Here is a 17021-nt window from a genome sequence, read left to right as displayed (position 1 = left end):
CGGAAACCCGAGGCCGGCACGTACGGAAAAAGGCCCCCGGAACACCGGGGGCCTTTTCCGTGCGCGAGGGGCCTCAGACGGTCTTGACGACCTCGTCGTAGGAGAGGCGGGGGCTGCGCGGGAACCACGCGTCCTCGCCCGGCTTGCCGATGTTGACGACCATCAGCGGGGTGTGGTCGTCGTCCAGGAACTCCTTCTGGATGCCCGCGGCGTCGTAACCGGTCATCGGGCCGGCGGCCAGGCCGGCGGCGCGGACGCCGATGATGAAGTAGGCGGCCTGGAGGGCGGCGTTGAGGCCGGCGGCCGACTCGCGGACCGGGCGCTCCGAGAAGAACACGTCCTTGGCCTGCGGGAAGTGCGGGAGCAGCGCCGGGAGCTCCTCGTGGAACTCGTTGTCGGCGGCCAGGATCGCGACCAGCGGGGCGGTCGCGGTCTTCGGGCGGTTGCCCTCGGCCATGTGCTGCACCAGGCGCTCGCGACCCTCGGCGGACCGGACCAGGACGACGCGCAGCGGCGACTGGTTGAAGGCGGTGGGGCCGAACTTTACCAGGTCGTAGATCGCCTGGACCTGCTCGTCGGTCACCGGCTCGTCGGTGAACGTGTTGGCGGTGCGGGCCTCGCGGAAGAGGAGGTCCTGGGCGGCGGGGTCGAGAACGAGGGACATGTGGTGCTGACCTTCCGATGTGCACAGTGGGGGAAGAAGGTCCGAACGTACGCCTGAAGTAGGTTAACTTTCAACTAAAACGGGGATGGAGTGATCCATTCCACAGCCCCCGGCCGGACCCCGTCCGCAAGGAGCGGGGACCGCGGCCCGCAGCGCGCGGAGTACGCGCCCGCATCGGGCGCACCACCCGCCCCGAAGGGGCCGCGCCCCCCGGCCCGCCGCCTCAGCCCTCGTCCGCGTCCTGCGGGCGGGCGAGCGCCGCGTCCAGCCGGGCGCGGGCGCCCTCCAGCCAGTGGCGGCAGACCCTGGCCAGCTCCTCGCCCCGCTCCCACAGGGCCAGCGACTCCTCCAGGGTCGTGCCGCCCGCCTCCAGCCGGCGCACGACCTCGATCAGCTCGTCGCGCGCCTGCTCGTACCCGAGCGTGCCCGTGGCGGCGGCCGCCGCCGTACCCTCGTCGTCCGTCATGTGATCCACCCTAAATGTGAGCTGTCATGTCTTCGGGGCACCGGGGCACCGGGGCGCCGGGGCGCCGGGGCGCTACTCCGCCACCCGTACGGTGAACTCGCCCTCCGCCACCCGTGCCCGCAGCGGTTCCCCGGCCGCCCCCGCCTCGTCGGGGGAGCGCACCACGTGCCCGTCCGGCCGCTGGAGCACCGCGTACCCGCGCTCCAGGGTGGCGGCGGGGGAGAGGGAGACGACCCGGGCGAGCGTGTGCGAGAGCTCGGAGTCGGCGCGGTCCAGGAGGTGGCCCAGCACCCGGCGGCTGCGCCCGACGAGCGCGTCCACCTCCGCCTCGCGCTCGTCCACCAGCCGCTGGGGCCGCTCCATCGCCGGCCGGCCCAGCGCGTGCGCGAGCCCCCGCTCCTCGCGGTCCAGCAGCCCCCGCACGGTCCGCAGCGCCCGGTCCCGCAACTGCTGCACCCGCTCCAGCTCCTCGCCCACGTCGGGGACGACCTTCTTGGCCGCGTCCGTGGGCGTGGAGGCGCGCAGGTCGGCGACCAGGTCCAGCAGGGGCGAGTCCGGTTCGTGGCCGATCGCGGAGACCACCGGCGTACGGCAGGCGGCCACGGTCCGGACCAGCTGCTCGTCGGAGAACGGCAGCAGATCCTCGACGCTGCCGCCGCCCCGGGCGACCACGATCACGTCGACCTCGGGCAGCGCGTCCAGCTCCTCGACCGCCTGCACGACCTGGGTGACCGCGTTCACCCCCTGGACGGCGGTGTTGCGGACCTCGAAGCGGACGGCGGGCCAGCGGCGGCGGGCGTTCTCCAGGACGTCGCGCTCGGCGGCGGAGGCGCGCCCGCAGACCAGCCCGATGAGCTGCGGCAGGAAGGGGAGCGGCTTCTTCCGGTCCAGCGCGAAGAGCCCCTCGGCGGCGAGCGACTTCTTCAGCTGCTCCAACCGCACCAGCAACTCGCCGATCCCGACCGGCCGGATGTCGGTGGCCCGCAGCGACAGCTGCCCCCGGGGGGCGTACCACTCCGGCTTGGCGAGGACGACGACGCGCGCGCCCTCGCTCACCACGTCGGCGATCCGGTCGAAGACCTGCCGGAAGCAGGTCACGCTCACCGAGATGTCCTGGGAGGGGTCGCGCAGGGTCAGGAAGACGACGCCGGCCCCGGGCCGCCGCGACAACTGGGTGATCTGCCCCTCCACCCAGACGGCGCCGAGCCGGTCGATCCACCCGCCGATGAGCCGGGAGACCTCACCGACGGGCAGCGGCGCTTCCGCGGACGTGTTGAGAGCCATACCGGCGAGCGTATCGGCACCCGCCGACAGGCCCCCGCCCCCCGCGCGCCCGGCGGCACGGGGACGAGGGCCGCCCGCCCGCCTCCTCCCCGCGTACGCCCCCGCCGCCTCACCGCGCCGCGCCGTGCCGCGTACGCTCCCCCGGCGCCTCGCCCCCCTTTGTGCTGCGCACGCCCCCCCGGCGCCCCGCCCTCTGTGTCGCGCACGCCCCGGAACCTCATTCCGCGATGCCGCGCCCACTCTCCGGCGCCCCCGGGCCCCCTGCTCCTCCCGGGCCCCCTGCTCTTCCCGGGCCCCTTGCTCCTCCCGGTCCTCCCGGTCCTCCCGGTCCTCCCGGGCCCTCCGCGCCGCTCCGGCGGCCCGTCCCCTGCACCGCCAGCACCACGAGCCCCACGCCGAGCCAGCAGACGCCCACCACCTGGGAGGACGTCGTCGCCTCGACGATGACCGCGACCAGGATGCCCGCGCCGACCACCGGGACGAGGACGTGCCGCCACCACACGGGCGGCCCCGCCATCCGGCGTACGGCGAACCAGCCGACCACGGACGCGTGCAACAGGACGAACGCCGTCAGCGCGCCGATGTCCACCACCGAGACCAGATGGTCCAGGCCGTCGTCGCGCCGGGCCGCCCACACGGCGGCCACCAGCGTCACGACGGCCGCACCGAGGATCGCCACCCGCGGCACCCCGGACGACGGGCTGACCTTCGCGAGCACCGCGGGCAGCCGCCGCTCGCGGGCCATCGCGAAGACGAGCCGCCCGGCGGCGGCCTGCCCCGCCAGCGCGGCGAAGGCGGCGCCGATCGCCTTGCTGACCGCCACCAGGTCGTGCAACCAGGTCCCCACCGAGGCGTCCACCGCGTCGTAGAACGCCGACCCCTGCGCCGCCGGGTCCGCCGCCAGTTCGGCCGAGCTGACCGGTTCCAGCAGCGCCGCCAGATAGGACTGCGCCACGAACAGCGTGCCGGCCAGCACCAGGCAGAACAGCACCGCCCGCGCCACCTTCCGCGAGCCGCCCGTCACCTCTTCGGCGAACGAGGCGATGGCGTCGAAACCCAGGTACGACAGCACGGCGATCGACACGGCCCCCAGCACGGCGGCCAGGGAGAACCCGGTGTCCCCGGTCAGCGGCGTCAGCCAGCCGCGCTGGGCCCCGTCCCGTACGAGGACGACGACGGCCGCGACGGCGAAGACCAGCAGGACGACGATCTCCATGGCCAGCACCGCGAACCCGACGCGGGCGGCCGCCCGTACGCCCCACAGGTTGAGCAGGGTCGTCACGAGCACCGCGAGCGCGGTCCACACCCAGCGCGAGACCTCGGGGACCAGGGCGTTCATCGCGATCCCGGAGAAGAGGTAGGCGACGGCCGGGATGAGGAGGTAGTCGAGCATGGCCATCCACCCGGCGATGAACCCCGGCCCTTCCCCGAGCCCCTTGCGGGCATACGTGAAGACCGAACCGGCGAAGGGGGCGACCCGCACCATCTGGGCGTAGCTGAAGGCGGTGAACCCCATGACGACCGTGGCCACGATGTAGACGAGGGCGACCGCCCCGTCGGACTTCGCGTCGAGGGCGCCGAACACGCCGACGGGGGCCATCGGGGCGATGAAGAGGAGCCCGTAGACGACCAGGTCCCGGAAGCCGAGCGTCCGGCGCAGGCCGCCCTGCTCGGCACTGCTCCCGGAACTCCCGGAACCCGGCCCCGGACGGCTTCCCTGCGGCCCGCCCGTACCGCTGCCGCCGCCCGTGCCGCTCCCGGCCCCGCCGCCCGTACCGCTCACCGCGCTTCCTCTCCCGCCGTTCCCCGTACCGTTCCTCGCTCCGTTCCCCGTACCGCTTCCCGATCCGCTCCCGGGCACCGACGTCATCGCCCCTCCATCACCATCAGCGACATGCTGCACACACACCGCGACCAGTGTCCCGATCCGGCCGTCCGCGCGCCTGTTCGCCACGGCCTTACGATGGGACGCATGACTGCAACGCCTGCCCGCCGTGTCCTGCTCGCCGCTCCCCGTGGCTACTGCGCGGGCGTGGACCGCGCCGTGATCGCCGTGGAGAAGGCCCTGGAGCAGTACGGGGCCCCGATCTACGTCCGCCACGAGATCGTGCACAACAAGTACGTCGTGCAGACCCTGGAGAAGAAGGGCGCGATCTTCGTGGACGTCACCGCGGAGGTGCCCGAGGGGTCCATCGTGATGTTCTCCGCGCACGGGGTCGCGCCCACCGTCCACGCGGAGGCCGCCGAGCGCAAGCTCGCCACCATCGACGCGACCTGCCCGCTGGTCACCAAGGTCCACAAGGAAGCCGTCCGGTACGCCAAGGAGGACTACGACATCCTCCTGATCGGCCACGAGGGCCACGAGGAGGTCATCGGCACCTCCGGCGAGGCCCCTGACCACATCCAGCTGGTCGACGGCCCCGAGGACGTGGCGAACGTCGAGGTGCGCGACGAGTCGAAGGTCGTCTGGCTCTCCCAGACCACCCTGTCCGTCGACGAGACGATGGAGACGGTCGACGCCCTCAAGTCGAAGTTCCCCAATCTCCTCTCGCCGCCCAGCGACGACATCTGCTACGCCACGCAGAACCGCCAGATCGCGGTGAAGAAGCTGGCCGAGGACGCCGAACTGGTCATCGTGGTCGGCTCCAAGAACTCCTCCAACTCCATCCGGATGGTCGAGGTCGCGCTGGACGCCGGGGCCCCCGCCGCCCACCTGGTCGACTTCGCGAGCGAGATCGACGAAGCGTGGCTGGAGGGCGTGACGACGGTCGGCCTCACCTCCGGGGCCTCGGTGCCGGACGTCCTGGTCGACGGCGTCCTGGAATGGCTCGCGGAACGCGGTTACGCGGACGTGGAGACGGTGAAGACGGCCGACGAGTCGATCACCTTCTCCCTCCCCAAGGAACTCCGCCGCGACCTGCGCGCCGAGGCCGCCGCCCTTTCCGCCGAGTAGTCGCGCACCGGGCCCTGCCTGCCCGTACGGTGGATGCCATGGAGATCTTCGGCGTGGACATCGGCGGATCCGGGATCAAGGGCGCTCCCGTGGATCTGGACCGAGGAGACTTGGCGCAGGAGCGCCACAAAGTGCTGACACCGCACCCGGCCACGCCCGACGGCGTGGCCGGGTGCGTGGCGGAGGTGGTCGGCCACTTCGACTGGTCGGGCCCGATCGGCGTCACGTTCCCGGGGGTCGTCACGGACGGGATCACCCGCACCGCGGCCAATGTCGACAAGGGCTGGATCGACACGGACGCCCGCGCCCTGCTGGCCGAGCGGATCGGCCAGCCCGTCACCATCCTGAACGACGCGGACGCGGCCGGCGTCGCCGAGATGACGTTCGGGGCGGGCAAGGGCCGCACGGGCACGGTCATCCTGCTGACGTTCGGTACGGGCATCGGCAGCGCGGTCTTCACCGACGGCAAGCTGGTCCCGAACACCGAGCTGGGCCACCTGGAACTGCACGGCCACGAGGCGGAGAAGCACGCCTCCACGAAGGCCAAGGACGACGGGGACCTGAGCTGGCAGCACTGGGCGCACCGGGTCCAGAAGTACCTGCTCCACGTGGAGATGCTGTTCTCGCCGGAACTGTTCATCATCGGCGGGGGCGTGAGCCGCAAGGCGGACAAGTTCCTGCCGCTGATCGAGAAGGTCCGGGCCGAGATCGTCCCTGCCCAGCTGCAGAACAACGCGGGCATCGTGGGAGCGGCGATGGCGGCGGCCGCGACCCGGACCGGGGACTGAAGGAGGTCTGCCCGCCCTTGAGCACCGGGGGCGGGCACGGCCCGCCCGCACCTCCCGGCCCGGGCCGACGCGACCCACGTCTCCCGGCCGGGGCTGACGCGACCCACGTCTCCCGGCCGGGGCTGACGCGACCCACGTCTCCCGGCCGGGGCTGACGCGACCCACGTTTTCGGCCCGGGGCGGGCACGGCCCATGGCGCCCGCCCCGGGCCGACGCGACCCGTATCTCCCGGCCCGGGGCGGAGACGGTCCACGGCGCCCGGCTCGGGGCCGGCACGGTCCACGGCCCTGAAGGCGACACCGGCACAGCCCGCCGGGTCGCCCGCCACGGACCTCAGGGCCGCTGGGGCCGGCGCGCGGCGACCGCCCCGGCTCCGGCCCGCTCGGGCGTGACGTCCTCCTTGGGGGGCGCCGCAGACCCCGCGGCTCGGGCGGCGGCCGTCCGGGGCGTCCGCTCCTGAATGCCGGAGCCGCGTTCCTGGGCCGCTGCGTACTGCCGCCGGGCCCGCATCAGGCGCACCTTGCGTACGGAGGTGATGAGCCCCGCGACGAGCGTGCCGCCGTACAGCCAGCCGGCGTGCACGGCGAGGGCGGTGACCAGCCCCATGACCTGTCCGCCGAAACCGTCCGAGCCCCCGGAGATCGGGAACACGCCCACGGCGAAGGCGATCGGCACGCTGATCGGCGCGGTGACCAGGTCGGCGGGGCGGACCCAGAGGGCGGTCAGCGCGCTGACGGGGAGGAAGAGCAGCCCGTAGACCAGCTCGGAGCTGTCGAACAGCAGGCGGTCCAGGCAGGCGAGCACGAACATGGCGAGGGAAGCGAAGAGCCCGGCCCCGATCCCGGTCAGCCGGGGGTTGGGGAACCGCCGCAGCGCGAGCACCACGGGAGGCGCGCTGCGCACCCGTACCCGGTACACGGCGGAACTCTCGCCGGGGGAAACATCCGGCGAAGGCGGTACGGGCGCGGGCTGCGGGGTCTGCCTGCTCTGCGGGGGACGTGTCCTGGGCTGCTCCACCCGTCCAACGTAGGTCGCGGGAGGCGGGGAAGCAGGCGTTGGACACGCGCTTTGGCGGACCTTGGGGTTGCGTTCGATGTCACACGGCCGAAAGTAGCCGTGCCCGGCCGGAACGTGCACGGCCGGAAAGGGAGGGCGGCCCGGACCGGGGAAGAGGTGGCACGGACCGCACGGCACGCATGCCGAAAGCAACCGCCCGGGGCCGGTGACGCGATCCGCACCACCGGCCTCCCCGGGTCCGGTGGACCAGCACCGCGAACCGCCCCGTCCCGGCCTGGCGGGGCCGGCCCGTAAACTGGAGAATCGGTCCACTCCGGGGCCCTGCCGGACCGGCCGGAACAGCCGGGCCGGACCCGGACGCCCCTGACCCCCTCCTCACTCCAGGAAGTCGCCAAAGTGTCGCTCACGATCGGAATCGTTGGCCTGCCGAATGTCGGCAAGTCGACCCTGTTCAACGCCCTGACCAAGAACGACGTGCTGGCGGCCAACTACCCGTTCGCCACGATCGAGCCGAACGTGGGCGTGGTCGGCGTCCCGGACCCGCGCCTGAACAAGCTCGCGGAGATCTTCAACTCGCAGCGGCTCCTCCCGGCGACGGTGGACTTCGTCGACATCGCCGGCATCGTCCGGGGCGCGTCGGAGGGCGAGGGCCTGGGCAACAAGTTCCTGGCGAACATCCGCGAGTCCGACGCGATCTGCCAGGTCATCCGGGCCTTCAAGGACGAGAACGTCGTGCACGTGGACGGCAAGGTCTCGCCGAAGGACGACATCGAGACGATCAACACCGAGCTGATCCTCGCCGACCTCCAGTCCGTCGAGAAGGCCGTCCCGCGCCTGACGAAGGAGTCCCGCCTCCAGAAGGAGAAGGTCGCGGTGCTCGCCGCGGTCGAGGAGGCGCAGAAGATCCTGGAGTCCGGCCAGACGCTGTTCGCCGCGGGCATCACGGCGGGCACCGAGAAGGGCAGGCTCCTGCACGAGCTGCACCTGCTCACCACCAAGCCGTTCCTGTACGTGTTCAACGTCGACGAGGACGAGCTGGTCGACGAGGACTTCAAGAACGAGCAGCGCGCGCTCGTCGCCCCGGCCGAGGCGATCTTCCTGAACGCCAAGATCGAGTCCGAGCTGATCGAGCTGGACGACGACGAGGCCCTCGAACTCCTCCAGTCCATGGGCCAGGAGGAGCCCGGCCTCGCCACCCTCGGCCGCGTCGGCTTCGAGACCCTGGGCCTCCAGACCTACCTCACGGCAGGCCCGAAGGAAGCCCGCGCCTGGACCATCAAGAAGGGCGCGACGGCCCCCGAGGCGGCCGGTGTGATCCACACCGACTTCCAGAAGGGCTTCATCAAGGCGGAGATCATCTCCTTCGACGACCTGGTCGAAACCGGCTCGGTCGCCGAGGCCCGCGCCAAGGGCAAGGCCCGCATGGAGGGCAAGGAGTACGTCATGCAGGACGGGGACGTCGTGGAGTTCCGCTTCAACGTCTGAGCGGATGAAATAACCCCACGTCGCTGACGTGGCAAACATGCAGGTCGGAAGGGGTCGGACTCTGTCGAGTCCGACCCCTTCGCCGTCACCGTGCTGGATAGGTGCTGGATATTCTGACGTGGGGTCAGCGGCGATCAGGTCTCGTAAACGGTGGACCGGTGTCCGACATGAACGACCCAGACCACCAGCTCTCCGTTGTCGAGGGTGTAGACGACGCGGTAGTCGCCGACGCGCAGGCGGCGTCGATCGGGCTGGGACACGAGTGCGGTGGTGTTGAAGCCGAGAGGGTCGGTCTCCAGCTCGGTCAGCTTGGCCAGGATGCGCAGCGCCATGTCGCGAGGGATCTTCCGAAGCTCGGCCTGCGCCTCAGGTCGGAAGACCGTTCGGTACTCACTCACCTCGCGTCAACGTCTCCCTCATGAGGTCCTCGATCGGGATGCCGGGCGCAGGGTTGGCCATGCGCTCATCGATGATCCGGTTGATCTCGCGCTCTTCCCACTCCTGGTACTTACGCAGCACCTCGATGGAGACGACGGCGGCGACTTCCTTGCCCCGGCGCGTGATGACCGTGGGTACGTCGTCGCGGTCCGCGCGTTCCACCACTTCCGCCAGGTGGGCGCGCACGTCGCGGATGGACTCTATGGGCAGCGGCTGCGTCATGCGCTCAAGCGTACCGAGTGTGCCATGTGTACACAATCTGCTCCGGGTGGCGGGTTGTGCCGTGCCGGATGAGCTGGGCGACGCGCCACCGTGCTGGGTTTCGGACGCCGTGCTGTCCGATGCGGGGGGCTGGAACTTGTGCCTTCATGCCCCCGCGGCGAGGGCCTGCGCGCCGCGGTGGCCCGCTGCTGCGCCGCCTGCGACCGCGTCGCCGCCCCCTCCCTCGAGGGCCGTCGGCGTACGCGAAGCCGACCGCGGCGTACCACTGATCGAGGGCTCGTCGACGGGCTCGGCCTGGGCTGCCTCGCGGTGGACGGCCTTCGCATCGCCCTCGCCGAAGCGCCCGCCGCCTTCGCCGTAGCGCCTGCCGGCCCCGACGTCTTGTCCGCACCCGGGTAACGCCTCGTCCGCCCCCGCTCCCACTCCGGGGGCTGCGGGATCGGATCAGTCGGCGATCCGGAAACGTCCCATGGCGATCTTGATGAGTTCGTCGGCGATCTCCTCGACGCTCGCGTCGACCCAGCCGACGACCCAGTCGTGCATCAGGCCGTTGACGGCGCCGATGAAGGCGGCGCGGGCGATGCGGTAGTCGTCGGGGACGAGTTCGCCCCGTTCGAGGGCCTCGTCGATCTGCCGGCCGAGGAGGTCGATCCAGACCGCGCGGCGCTCAAGGCGCTGGCGGTCCAGGCGGGGGCTGACGCCGACGATCTCGACGTAGGCGATGCGGGCGTGGCGGGGGTCGGACGCGGCGCCCGTGATGTAGGCGCGGAGCATCAGCATGAGCCGCTTGCGCGGAGGCTCGTCCTGGATGGCGGGCAGGATGTCGAGGACGGCCTGTTCGGCGATGTCGTTGACGTACAGGTGCAGTTCGGCCAGCAGGTCTTCCAGGGTGCGGAACTCTTCGTAGAACTGACGGGACGACAGTCCGGCGGCCTTGCAGAGGTCGGCGATCTTGGTGCCGCGGTAGCCGGGGCGCGCACCGAACATCTCCAGGCCCGCCTCCAGGAAGCGCTGATGGCGTTCGGCCCGCCGCTCGCCGGCGTCCCTGCCCCCGTACCGGCCTGCCGCCGGAGCGATCCTGCCGCTCACGTGTGCCCCCATCGGTCGATACGGAGAATCTTCCCGCACCGGTCTTGCGGTGGAGACCGCCCCCTCCCTACCATCCAGTAACTCAGTTCGAAAATCGTGATGTTCAGATTCAGGGAGGGGTTCGCACGCGGCTCACGAGGCCGTGTGGAGCCTGGACTCGTCCTGCATCGCCCCCCCTCACCGCCCCGCCGGGGCCGCAGGCTCTCCGCGCGCCTTGCGCCTTCGTGCCCCGCTGGACAGGGCGCCGCCCTGGAACTGGATCTCTCCGTATCGTGCGCCCCTGTGCGCACCCGCCTGGAGGAGATACCCGCATGCCTTCTGTGAGCAGCCGTGCTCGGGCGATCCCCGTACGTGGAGGTCGTCGCCGCCTCCGCCATCTGCGGCACATGGCCGCGGCCGCCGTTCTCGCGGCCGGCGCCCTCGTGCCCCTCTCGGTCGGCTCCGCCCAAGCCGCCCCCGCCTCCGCCCCCGCCCTGCGGGAGGTGATGTTCGTCGGCAACAACTGGGAGGGCACCGCCGACGTCATCAAGCCCGGCGGCGACTTCGGCAGGATCGGCCGGATCAACATCGTTCCGGACAAGGTCGAGCGGCTTGCCCGCATCTACACGAACCCGGTCAACCTGGCCGTCTACCTGGGGATCCGGGCGACCGCGGGCGAGGGGCACGACCAGCTCGTCGACGACCTCTACTCCACCCCCGACGGCCGTTCCGTCGTCGCCTCACGGCCCAGCTTCGGCGACGTCGTATCCATCGACCTGACCACCGGGAAGGTCAACTGGCGGTTCGCGGTCTCGGGTTACCGCTCCGACCACATGGCCGTCTCCCCGGACGGCACGAAGGTCGCGGTCTCGGCCTCGCTCGGCAACACCGTGCACGTCCTCGACATCAACACCGGAAGCCAGTTGGGCAGATTCAGCACCGGCGACAAGCCGCACGAGAACATCTGGACCGAAGGCGGCAAGTACATCTGGAACATGTCCATCGGCAACGTCGAGACCGCTCTCGACGCCCCGTGGCTGGACTGGACCAAGGGTGACCGGCGTATCACCGTCACCGATGCGAGCACGTTCGAGGTCGTGCGGACGATCGACATGCGCGAGCGCCTGGACGCCTTCGGGCGCAAGGACCTGTCCAACTCCGTCCGCCCGGCGGTGTTCGGCCCCGACTTCTCCAAGCTGTACTTCCAGGTCTCCTACTTCAACGGCTTCCTGGAGTACGACGTCGCCACCGACAGGATCACCCGGGTCAGGACCCTGCCCAAGAACCCGGCGACCAGCGACGACCGCACCACCTACGTCAACGACTCGCGCCATCACGGCATGTCCATGAGCCCTGACGGCAGCAAGCTGTGCATCGCGGGCACGATGGACGACTACGCCACCATCGTCGACCGCGACAGTCTTCGGGAAGGCCCGCTCGTCACCGCGTCCAAGCCCTACTGGGCCACCGTCAGCGGCGACGGCCGCGCCTGCGTGATCTCCGAGAGCGGCGCCGACCGGGTCACCGCCATCGACTTCGCCACCGGGGAGAAGGTCGCCTCCGTGCCCGTGGGGGACCACCCCCAACGGGTCCGGCTCGCCCGGATCCCCGCCGACTGGTCCAGCCCCACGAGCTAACTTCCGTCCTGAGGGGCGCAGGGGGCGCGAAGCCCTCTGCGCCCCCTCACGCGAGCACCGGGCCGAGCACCGGGCCGAGCACCGGGCCGAGCCCCGTGTTCCGCGACGTGGGCCGGGACAGGGCGCCCGGCCCCGGCGCCGGGTTCCTCGCTTGCTCCGCCGACGCGCCGTCCCCGGCCCGTCCGGCGGCGGGGGCGGCCCGCTCTTCCGCGGTGAACGGGCTCGGCTCCTCCTCTGCGGAGAGCCGGTGCGGTGGCTGTTCCGACTTTCCGGCTTTCCCCCCCTCGCGGGCGTCGGGACCGCCGTGCCCGAGGCCTCGCGGGTTCAGTGCCTCGGTGCGGCGTCCGTGTCGGTCCTGCTTCAGGGGCGGGGTCGGCGGGAATCGGGCGGGCGCGGACGGGTTCGATCCGCGAACAAAGGGTACAAAACGGTATAGATCCCCCTGGGGAGGCTGATGCGATGCCGTGGTTCGCCTGGCTGCTCGCCGCCGCGGCGCTCGGTGCTGCGGAGTTCTTCACCCTCACGCTGGTCTTCGGGCTGCTGGCCGGCGCCGCGCTGGTGGCTGCCGTGGTGGCCGGAGTCGGCGTCGGACTGTTCGGGCAGCTCCTGGCGTTCGGACTGACGGGGGTGGCGGGGCTCGCCCTCGTCCGGCCCGTCGCCCTGCGGCAGATGGCCCAGGCGCCCCTGACCGTCGAGGGCAGCGACGCCCTGATCGGCAAGCGGGCCGAAGTCGTGCGGGAGGTCACCGCGACCCACGGACTGATCAAGCTCTCCGGCGAGGAGTGGTCCGCCCGCGCCTTCGACGAGAGTCACGTGATCCCCGTGGGCGCCCTGGTGGACGTCATGGAGATCGACGGCGCGACCGCTGTGGTGTACCCCCGCGAGCTGCTTCCCTGACCACACGAACCCGCCACATGAATCCGCCACACGAAACTGCCACACGAGCCCGCCATACGACCCCGCCGCCTGAACCGGCTGCCTGAACCGGGGGCTCGAACCGGCCGCCCGAACGTCCTGGCCGACCGTCTGTCACCCGCGGTGTACGGAGCGCTCCCGGCGACGGAGAAGAAGGAGAAGGAAAAGGAAAGGAGAAGGAAGGAAAGCCGAAGGAAGAAGGAAAGTGAGGAGATATGGATCCGGTCGTCATCCCGATCCTCGTGGCGGCGATCGTCGTCGTCTTTTTCGTGGCCGCCACCGTCCGCATCGTCCCGCAGGCCCGCCGCTACAACGTCGAGCGGTTCGGCCGTTACCGCCGCACGCTGCAACCCGGCCTGAACTTCGTCCTGCCGGTGGCGGACCGGATCAACACCAAGCTCGACGTGCGCGAACAGGTGTACTCCTCCGACCCCAAACCGGTGATCACCGAGGACAACCTCGTGGTCAACATCGACACCGTCCTCTACTACCAGATAACCGACCCGCGGGCGGCCGCCTACGAGGTCGCCGACTATCTGCAGGCCATCGACCAGCTCACCGTGACCACCCTGCGCAACGTCATCGGCTCCATGGACCTGGAGGGCACGCTCACCTCCCGCGAGGAGATCAACGCCCGGCTCCGCGCCGTCCTCGACGACGCCACCGGCAAGTGGGGCATCCGCGTCAACCGCGTCGAGATCAAGGCCATCGACCCGCCGAACACCATCAAGGAGGCGATGGAGAAGCAGATGCGGGCCGAGCGCGACAAGCGCGCCGCCATCCTGCACGCTGAGGGTGAGCGGCAGGCCAAGATCCTCACCGCCGAAGGCACCAAGCAGAAGGACATCCTGGAGGCCCAGGGCACCCAGCAGGCCATGATCCTGCGCGCGGACGGCGAGTCCAAGGCCGTGGAACTGGTCTTCCAGTCCGTCCACCGCAACAACGCCGACGCGAAGGTCCTCGCCTACAAGTACCTGGAGACCCTCCCGCACCTCGCCCAGAGCGACAACAACACCTTCTGGGTGATCCCCGGCGAGCTGACCGAGGCGATCCGTACCGTCACCCATGCGTTCGGCGACCGGGCGAGCGGTACGGGACCGCCGCCGGGCGCCCGGCGCGAGGACGCGGACGACGACTTCGACGGCGAGGACAAGGACCACGTGGACGCCCCGGAGATCCAGCCGAACTCCACGCTCGCCCTGGACGCCGTCGCCGCGGCCGACGAGGCCGCCAAGCAGGCCGCCGTCGCGGTGAGCGACGCGAAGGCGGAGGCGGAGGCCGCCGGTGAGACCCGGATGCCGGGCCGGGGACGCGCGGCCGGAGACTCCGAAGGCTGATGAGGGGCGGCGGAGACCCCTCGGCTTTCCGCCTCTCTCGCCCCCGGTCGGCGTGAACCCCCGGCGTTCCGGCCCCGGGGCGATCCTCGTCGGCGCTCCCGGCTCGGCTCCGTCCGCGTAAAGTCCTTGGTGCCGTCGCGCCCGTACGGCAGACTTACCGCCGCAGTTCACATGAGGGCGCGGGCGACTCGGGGGAAGACAACGTGAATCGCCGCCTGTCCGTGGCGCTGGCCGCCTACGGGGTGTGGAACCAGGCCATCCTGCTGTTCCTGTTCGAGCCGTTGAAGGAGTGGGTCTCCGGTTTCCTTCCGGTCGGCACGACCGTGGGAGAGGTCCGGCTGCTCGGGCTCTCGTTCGACGGGTTCGCGGTGCGCGACCCGGAGCACGCCGTGGGGTGGGTGCCGCAGCTCCTCTTCCTGGTGGTGAGCGGGCTCCTCATGTACGGCGTGTTCCGCGGGAGTGCGACCGTCAGGCCGAGGGTCAGGGCCGTTGTCGCCCTCGGCGGAGCCTTGCTGCTCGCCCCGGGCGCGGCCATGCTGATCACCCCCGCCCTGGACCCGGGCGCCGCCTCCGCCCTCCCCGCGTACGGTGAGTGGGTCGTGCGGGCCCAGCTCGGCGAAGTGCCCGCAGCGGCGGCGCAGTTCGCGCTGCTCACCCTGTGGGTGCCGTTGATCCCCTGGTTCCTGGTGTGGAGGTATCGCGCGCTGCCGCCTCTGCGGGACCACTTCGGAACCATGGAGGACGCCGAGAGCCGCGAGGACGGCCCCGAGGGGGCCCGCCGAGGTCGCGAAAAGGCCCGCACGGGCCACGACGCGGACCACGCGGGCCGTGAGGAGACGCAGGAGCCGCAGGAGGCCAAAGAGGTCCAGGAAGGCCCCGCGGAAGTCGTACCGCGGGCCGTCACCGCCCGCGAGCGGCGGCACTTGGTGTGTGCCGGGCTCATTCCGGCCGTGCTGCTGGCCGTGGCCGGGGGGCCGGTCCTTCGCCATGTCCGGGTGCGGTACCTGTCCCAGGGAGCCCCGGGTTCCCCGGACGCCTCGATCACCTTCGACCCGGACCTGTGGAACTCCTACACTCCGCCGCCCCTCGTCGCCGAGTGGAGCGGCGTCCTCTACCCCGCGCTGCGCCTGCGCCCGCTCCGTACGGAGATGGTCGCCGGCTGGACCGTCACCCTCGTGGTCTGCGCCGTCTTCCTCGGGGTCCTGGCGCTGGCGCTCCGCTCGGTGGCCACGCGCTCGGCGGGACTCGTGCGGAGGCCCCCGGCGGAACCCGGCGCCACCACCGCCTCCGCCCCGGCCGGACCCGCCGCGTACCTCGGGCTCGTCATGAAGGGGTGGTACGCGACCCTGCTGGCCGCCGTCGTCGCCGCGTTCGTGGACGGCCGGCTGCTGCGTTGGTTCGCGCCGCGCAGGGAGAACGGTACGGCCCTCACCGACCACCTGGGGGTGGCGCTCGGCGACGCCGTCCGGTTCGGCGCGGCCTGGGGGTGGGCGACCGGACTCGCGTGCCTGGCCGTGGTGCTGCTGATGGCGCGCCGGGCCGCCCCCGCGCCCCCCGTGGCCCCGCGCGCCGACGCGTACGAGAAGGGGCCGGATCACGTGGACGCGACGCAGCCGAGCCGTCAGGGCGCGGCGCGATCGGACCGTCAGGGCGAGGAACAGCCGGTCCGGGAGGACGAGGGACCACCGGGCCGTCAGGACGAGGGACAGCCGGTCCGCGAGTGCGAGGAGCAGTCGGCCCATGGCGAATAACCGACGGGGGGCCGGGACCCGCAGGACGGGTGCGCTGACCCGGGCGAGCGTACGGCGGGGGAGCGGGTCGCGCCCACCGCGCCCCGAGGCGGAAGAGGAGACGGAGGCCGGAGGCCGGCTGCGGTTCGTGAAGAGTCCGACCACCTGGCTGCTGGGCATCCTGCTGGCCGTGGCGACCGTGACGTTCCAGGACGTCCTGACCGCGACGGTGAAGGCGGTCCTTCCGCTGGACCGGGTGCCGGATCGGCTCTCACCGCAGAACGCCATCGACGTCGTCGACGTCAAGGACGTCAAGGACATCGGGTACTACGTGGTGCGCGACGGCGGGGGCGCCGGGGACGGGAGGCTCCTCGAAGAGATCTCGTCGGGCGGCCCCTGGCGGGAGGGCCGCACCGTCGTCGACGCCGGGGAGTCCGATTGGATGATCACCGTGCAGGGCCGGGCCTCCCAGCAGGTCCGCATCACCGACATCGTGCCCGTACTGGAGGGAGGGGCGTGTGAGAAGCCGCTCGGCGGCAGCCTGGCGCACTTCCCCTCCCAGGGCGTCTCGGACGTCATCCCGCTGGAACTGGAGGTGGACGCGCCCCGCCCCCGTCTCAAGACCTACGGCAAGGAAGGCAAGGACGCCAAGCCGTTCTTCACCGGGCCTCAGGCCAAGCACATCACCTTGAACCAGAACGAGACCGAGGCGTTCATCGTCCACGCGACCTCCGAGACCGGCTACTGCCGCTGGCGGTACCGCGTGCACTACGAAGTCGGCGGCAGTACGGCGGAGACGACGATCAGCGGGCCCGGGGGGAAGCCCTTCGAGCTGACCGCGCGACTGCCCGACGCGTCCGCGTACCGGAAGGTCTACTTCCCCGGCCTCGACTGCGTGTCCCCGGCCTCCCGGCCGCTGAGCACCTGGTACGAGCAGACCGGCCCGGAGTACGCCCGCGCCCGCAGCGGCGACCGGGTGCCGCCCTGCCCCAAGAGCTGAGTCCCCGGAGCCGAGTC

16 protein-coding genes are annotated in these 17021 nt (G+C 71.6%); 8 read left to right on the top strand and 8 right to left on the bottom strand.

The features are described 5' to 3' along the window. Positions 1–73 precede the first annotated feature (73 nt). From AMK24_RS02110 to AMK24_RS02095, 4 genes are all read right to left on the bottom strand, one after another. Positions 74–664, bottom strand: coding sequence for a malonic semialdehyde reductase (locus AMK24_RS02110; protein ID WP_073764336.1), 591 nt, complete (start codon positions 662–664; stop codon positions 74–76). A 223-nt stretch (positions 665–887) separates the two neighbouring features. Further along, positions 888–1130, bottom strand: coding sequence for an exodeoxyribonuclease VII small subunit (locus AMK24_RS02105; RefSeq protein ID WP_073764334.1), 243 nt, complete (start codon positions 1128–1130; stop codon positions 888–890). Positions 1131–1202: 72 nt separating this feature from the next. Beyond that, positions 1203–2414, bottom strand: coding sequence for an exodeoxyribonuclease VII large subunit (gene xseA, locus AMK24_RS02100; protein ID WP_073764332.1), 1212 nt, complete (start codon positions 2412–2414; stop codon positions 1203–1205). Positions 2415–2631: 217 nt separating this feature from the next. After that, the gene (locus AMK24_RS02095) at positions 2632–4014 is read right to left on the bottom strand and encodes an APC family permease (RefSeq protein ID WP_242434926.1); all 1383 of its coding nucleotides are present in this window, start codon (positions 4012–4014) and stop codon (positions 2632–2634) included. A gap of 363 nt (positions 4015–4377) precedes the next feature. Here AMK24_RS02095 and AMK24_RS02090 point away from each other — a divergent pair, with 363 nt between their 5' ends. Continuing rightward, a complete protein-coding gene (locus tag AMK24_RS02090) occupies positions 4378–5367 on the top strand; it encodes a 4-hydroxy-3-methylbut-2-enyl diphosphate reductase (RefSeq protein ID WP_073764331.1) in 990 nt (329 codons plus the stop codon). A 38-nt stretch (positions 5368–5405) separates the two neighbouring features. Further along, positions 5406–6155 (top strand): polyphosphate--glucose phosphotransferase, encoded by a 750-nt coding sequence (gene ppgK / locus AMK24_RS02085; protein WP_073764329.1) that lies wholly within the window; start codon positions 5406–5408, stop codon positions 6153–6155. Between the two features lie 333 nt (positions 6156–6488). On the opposite strand, the gene AMK24_RS02080 is transcribed toward ppgK, so the two are convergent. Continuing rightward, complete coding sequence (locus AMK24_RS02080) at positions 6489–7073, bottom strand: DUF6542 domain-containing protein (protein WP_073764327.1); 585 nt, start codon at positions 7071–7073, stop codon at positions 6489–6491. Between the two features lie 495 nt (positions 7074–7568). On the opposite strand from AMK24_RS02080, the gene ychF reads away from it, so the two are divergent. Further along, positions 7569–8657 (top strand): redox-regulated ATPase YchF, encoded by a 1089-nt coding sequence (gene ychF / locus AMK24_RS02075; protein ID WP_073764325.1) that lies wholly within the window; start codon positions 7569–7571, stop codon positions 8655–8657. A 134-nt stretch (positions 8658–8791) separates the two neighbouring features. Here the strand turns inward: ychF and AMK24_RS02070 are convergent, their stop codons facing one another. The 3 genes from AMK24_RS02070 to AMK24_RS02060 all read right to left on the bottom strand — a co-directional run bounded on the left by AMK24_RS02070 (position 8792) and on the right by AMK24_RS02060 (position 10406). Next, positions 8792–9055, bottom strand: a complete 264-nt coding sequence (locus AMK24_RS02070; RefSeq protein ID WP_073764323.1) for a type II toxin-antitoxin system RelE family toxin — start codon at positions 9053–9055, stop codon at positions 8792–8794. Further along, positions 9048–9317, bottom strand: coding sequence for a type II toxin-antitoxin system Phd/YefM family antitoxin (locus AMK24_RS02065; RefSeq protein ID WP_073764321.1), 270 nt, complete (start codon positions 9315–9317; stop codon positions 9048–9050). The genes AMK24_RS02070 and AMK24_RS02065 overlap by 8 nt, the downstream gene beginning before the upstream one ends. Before the next feature lie 444 nt (positions 9318–9761). Further along, positions 9762–10406: a TetR/AcrR family transcriptional regulator gene (locus AMK24_RS02060; protein ID WP_073764319.1), complete on the bottom strand. Its 645-nt coding sequence runs from the start codon at positions 10404–10406 to the stop codon at positions 9762–9764. Positions 10407–10792: 386 nt separating this feature from the next. On the opposite strand from AMK24_RS02060, the gene AMK24_RS02055 reads away from it, so the two are divergent. The 5 genes from AMK24_RS02055 to AMK24_RS02035 all read left to right on the top strand — a co-directional run bounded on the left by AMK24_RS02055 (position 10793) and on the right by AMK24_RS02035 (position 17004). Beyond that, positions 10793–12022, top strand: a complete 1230-nt coding sequence (locus AMK24_RS02055; RefSeq protein ID WP_073764317.1) for a YncE family protein — start codon at positions 10793–10795, stop codon at positions 12020–12022. Positions 12023–12481: 459 nt separating this feature from the next. Then, a complete protein-coding gene (locus AMK24_RS02050; RefSeq protein WP_073764315.1) occupies positions 12482–12919 on the top strand; it encodes an NfeD family protein in 438 nt (145 codons plus the stop codon). Positions 12920–13152: 233 nt separating this feature from the next. Then, on the top strand, positions 13153–14274 hold the full coding sequence (locus tag AMK24_RS02045; protein WP_073764313.1) for an SPFH domain-containing protein: 1122 nt from the start codon (positions 13153–13155) through the stop codon (positions 14272–14274). Between the two features lie 203 nt (positions 14275–14477). Next, on the top strand, positions 14478–16025 hold the full coding sequence (locus AMK24_RS34500) for a hypothetical protein (protein ID WP_242434888.1): 1548 nt from the start codon (positions 14478–14480) through the stop codon (positions 16023–16025). Further along, positions 16015–17004 carry a hypothetical protein gene (locus AMK24_RS02035; protein ID WP_073764312.1) on the top strand — a complete coding sequence of 330 codons (990 nt, stop codon included), beginning with the start codon at positions 16015–16017 and terminating at the stop codon, positions 17002–17004. Before AMK24_RS34500 ends, AMK24_RS02035 begins: the two co-directional genes overlap by 11 nt. Positions 17005–17021: the final 17 nt, after the last annotated feature.

Origin of the sequence: Streptomyces sp. CB02366, assembly GCF_001905905.1 — a bacterium.
GTDB lineage: Bacteria > Actinomycetota > Actinomycetes > Streptomycetales > Streptomycetaceae > Streptomyces.
Note: the sequence above shows the minus strand (reverse complement) of the source record. Positions and strands in the feature narration are given on the sequence as shown.